Consider the following 3,851-nt stretch of genomic DNA (forward strand, 5'->3'; position numbering starts at 1 on the left):
ACCCTGCTGCGGGCCGTCGTGGGAATCCAGGCCCAGGTCCGCGGGCAGTTGGAGGTGCTGGGACTGCCCGCCGGGTCGGGGGCGCTGCGTTCCCAGATCGGCTACATGCCGCAGACACCGTCGCTGTACGCGGATGTGAGCGTGCGGGAGAACCTGCGCTACTTCGCCGCCGCACGCCGCCTGCCACGGCCGGGCCGGGGAACGGAGGCGGACCGGGTGCTGGAGGCCGTGGACCTGGCCGGGCAGGCCCGGGTGCGGGTGGACCGCCTCTCCGGCGGGCAGCGCTCGCGGGTCTCCCTCGCCGTCGCCCTGCTGGGGCGGCCTGCGCTGCTGGTGCTGGACGAACCCACCGTCGGGCTTGACCCGCTGCTGCGGCTCAAGCTGTGGGAGCAGTTCGCCGCCTTCGCGCGTCAGGGGACGACGGTGCTGGTGTCCAGCCATGTGATGGACGAGGCTGACCGCTGCGACCGGCTACTGCTGTTGCGCGGGGGCCGCCTGCTCGCGGCGGGCCGCCGGGACGAGCTGCTGGCGCGTACCGGCACCGCACGGGTGGAGGAGGCGTTCGTGGCCCTGGTCCGATCGCCGCAACGGGTGCCGCCCCCACCGGGGCAGGCGCAGTGAGCGGGGCGGTGGCGACCGCCCGCCGGGTCCTGGTGCAGACGGGCGGCGACCCGGCGGGGGTGGTGCTGGTGCTGTGCGTGCCCTGCGGGCTCCTAGCCCTGCTGCGCGCCCTGTTCGGCCGCGTCCCGGGCGTCTTCGACCGGGTGGGTCCGCAGCTGTTCGGGGTGTTCCCGCTGATCGTGATGTTCATGGCCGCGTCGATCGTGATGGTGCGGGAGCGGGCCGGTGGCACGCTGGAGCGGCTGGGATGCCTGCCGCTGCGGCGCGTCGAGCTCCTGGTGGGCTACCTGCTCGGCTTCGGCGTGCTCGCCGTCCTGCAGGCCGGGGTGACCGCCGTGCTGGCGGCGGGTGTGCTGGGCATGCCGGTGGCCGCCCCGGTGGTGGTGCTGGGTGCCACGGCGGCCCTGAATGCCGTGCTGGGCGCCGCGATGGGGCTGCTGGTGAGCACCTTCGCCCGCACCGAGTTCCAGGCCGTGGAGTACCTGCCCGCCCTGCTGCTGCCCCAGTTCCTCCTGTGCGGCCTGTTCGTCCCCCACCCGCAGATGCCCGCCGCACTGCAGACGGTCTCGGACCTGCTGCCGATGACCTACGCCGTGGAGGCCACCGCCCGCCTGGCCACCCGGCCCGCCGCCCCCGGGGCCTACTTCACCGACATCACCGTCGTGTCCGGGTTCCTGGTCCTGGCCATAGCGATCGGAGCGGTGACCTTGCGGCACCGCACCTGTGACAGCACCGGTCCGGCTCAGGGGCTTCGGCGGTGGCAGCCCCGGTCAGGCGCCCTGCATCTGTTCGCGTTCACCGTAGTCCGCGAGGGCCGGAACCGTCCGAGGGCCACACGGGGGGCTGCGGGGGCGGCTCCTGGGGGCGTGCTGCATCCACGGTGGTGCACGGGTGCAGGGCCGGGGCCATGGATGCGCCCTGTGCTGCCGTCAGCCCCTGTCCCGCCCTGACCAGAGGCCGCGTGTACGTGTCAGATGGAAGGCGGAACCGCGCCAGGACACCGGCCGGGCGCGTGACGATACGGTCCACCTTGCGGGGAGGCGGTCGGCATGACGGTGGTCGCTCCGGCGCGGCCGGTGCGCGATGCGCGGCAGATCCTGCGGGATACGGGTAGGGAAACGTTTCCGGTCCTGCGTGCGGCGGCCGACCGGCTGCCCGCAGGGATCCGGCATCCGGTAGGGGTGCATTTCGGCTGGTGGGACCAGGCGGGCCGCCCCCTGGAGAACAGTGCGGGCAAGGCGGTACGGCCTGCTTTGGCGCTGCTGGCCTGCGAGGCGGTCGGCGGAGCGCGGTCGGCGGCCCTGCCGGCGGCGGTCGCGGTGGAGCTGGTGCACAACGCCTCCCTGCTGCACGACGACATCATCGACGGCGACCGGCTGCGGCGCGGGCGCCCCGCATTGTGGGCGCTGTCGGGGGTGCCGGCCGCCATCCTGGCCGGTGACGCGCTGTTCTTCCTCGCCGTCCAGGCGGTGTCCGAGGCGCCGCCGCCGCTGGACGGGGCGGGGCCGGGCCTGCTGACGGCGGCGGTGCAGGACCTGATCGACGGCGAGTACACCGACACCCTGCTGGAAGGCCGGTCCGCGGTGTCGGTAGAAGAGTGCGTGGCGATGGCGGCCGGGAAGACCGGCGCATTGATCGCGGTCTCCTGCGCGCTGGGGGCGCTGGCGGGCGGGGCGGATGCGGAACGGGTGGGGCATCTGCGGGCGTTCGGCGCGCATGTGGGGGCCGCCTTCCAACTGGTCGATGACCTCTTGGGGATCTGGGGGGATCCGGCACGCACCGGCAAGCCCGCCGGGGCGGACCTGGCCGCGCGCAAGAAGTCCCTGCCGGTCACGGCCGCCCTGGCCACGGACGGTGCGGCCGGGCGGGAACTGTCCCTCCTCTACGCCGACCCAGGGCCCTTGTCCCCGGCAGAGCTGGCGCGGGCGGCACAGCTGGTGGAGGCGGCCGGGGGCCGCTTCTGGGCAGCCCAGGAGGCCGACCGACACATCCAGCAGGCCCTGGCGCAGCTGACCGCGGCCCGCCCGGGTGAGGTTGCGGCGGCGGAACTGACCGCGCTGGCCCATCTGATCAGCAGCCGCAACCACTGACAGAAGGCGGAGATCCGTGACCCCCGAGTTCCCCTACAGGCTGTGGTGCCCGGTTCCACCGCGCATCCACCCGCGCAATACAGAGCTGATCAACGAAGCGCGGAGCTGGCTGGACAGGTTCCCGCTGGTAGAAGAGGAAAAACGGGACTGGCTGGCGCGGTTTTCCGCCGAATTCATCACCTTCACCATCCCTGACGGACTCGACGAGCGGGAAGCGTTCCTGTGCCGTTACTCGGCGTGGGGTTTCTCCCTCGACGACCGAGCAGACCGCAATCTCACCCTCGCACAGCGGGAGTTCGTCGACTTCGCACTGCGGCTCGTCCACACCAGCCAAGCACCCGACAGCCGACTCCTCTGCGACGACCAGCACGCGCTGTGCCTGGCCGATCTCATCCGCGACATGCGGACCTGGGCCGCACCGCCCCAGATGCGCCGTTTCCACGAAGGATTGCGCTCCTGGATGTTCGGAACCGCCTGGGAGGTGGGGGCACGCCAGCTGCCACTGCCAGACGTAGACGCGTACCTGTCATTGCACTATCCCGCCGTCGCTGCCCAGATGGAGGCGTGCGTCGAGGTAGGGCTCGGCCCTGAAGTGCCCGCCTCCGAGATCTACCATCCGCTCGCCCGGGCCGTGCAGGAAGCCGCGTTCACGACCGCCCTGATCGACAACGACCTGCTGTCGTCCCTGCGCCACGGTGACGATGTCGGCCACAGCCTCAATATCGTGAACGTCCTGCGGAACGAGCAGCCCAGCACACCCCAGGAACAAGCGATCACTCAATCGGTGGGCCTGCGTGACCGCATCTTCAAACTCGCCTTGGACCTCAACCAGACAGCACAACGGAAGTTCAGCCAAGACACCCGAAACTTCCTGGACGGCATCATCGCCGCCGTGCCAGGGAACATCGCATGGTCGCTCAACTCCGTGCGCTACAAAATCAAAGACATCTGCCCCGACCTGACACACGAACAGTTCCTCAAGGCCGCAACCCAGACCGGAGGACCCAGCGACGCCACCACAGGGCCGCCCCCCTACCGGTCCATCGCCTGGTGGTGGGACCAGTCCTGACCTGCCCGCCGTCTGCCGCGGTAAATACCGGATCTACTGCGGCAGAACCCCTACGGTGATCACCGCGACCT

4 protein-coding genes are annotated in these 3,851 nt (G+C 71.3%); all 4 read left to right on the forward strand.

Annotation, left to right across the window (positions count from 1 at the left end):
• The coding region (locus ACFWZ5_RS44570) for an ABC transporter ATP-binding protein (protein ID WP_384892856.1) at positions 1-621 on the forward strand (621 nt) is incomplete at its 5' end.
• 8 nt (positions 622-629) lie between these two features.
• Positions 630-1,571 (forward strand): ABC transporter permease, encoded by a 942-nt coding sequence (locus ACFWZ5_RS44575; RefSeq protein ID WP_384892859.1) that lies wholly within the window; start codon positions 630-632, stop codon positions 1,569-1,571.
• Positions 1,572-1,670: 99 nt separating this feature from the next.
• Complete coding sequence (locus tag ACFWZ5_RS44580; protein WP_384892862.1) at positions 1,671-2,711, forward strand: polyprenyl synthetase family protein; 1,041 nt, start codon at positions 1,671-1,673, stop codon at positions 2,709-2,711.
• A 16-nt stretch (positions 2,712-2,727) separates the two neighbouring features.
• Positions 2,728-3,780: a hypothetical protein gene (locus tag ACFWZ5_RS44585; RefSeq protein ID WP_384892865.1), complete on the forward strand. Its 1,053-nt coding sequence runs from the start codon at positions 2,728-2,730 to the stop codon at positions 3,778-3,780.
• The last annotated feature ends 71 nt before the right edge of the window (positions 3,781-3,851 follow it).

Origin of the sequence: Streptomyces sp. NPDC059003 (assembly GCF_042740445.1) — a bacterium.
Lineage (GTDB): Bacteria > Actinomycetota > Actinomycetes > Streptomycetales > Streptomycetaceae > Streptomyces.

Excerpts from the sequence above, each read along its gene's own strand:
- ACFWZ5_RS44580 (WP_384892862.1), top strand. The coding sequence starts at position 1,671 with ATGACGGTGGTCGCTCCGGCGCGGCCGGTGCGCGATGCGCGGCAGATC.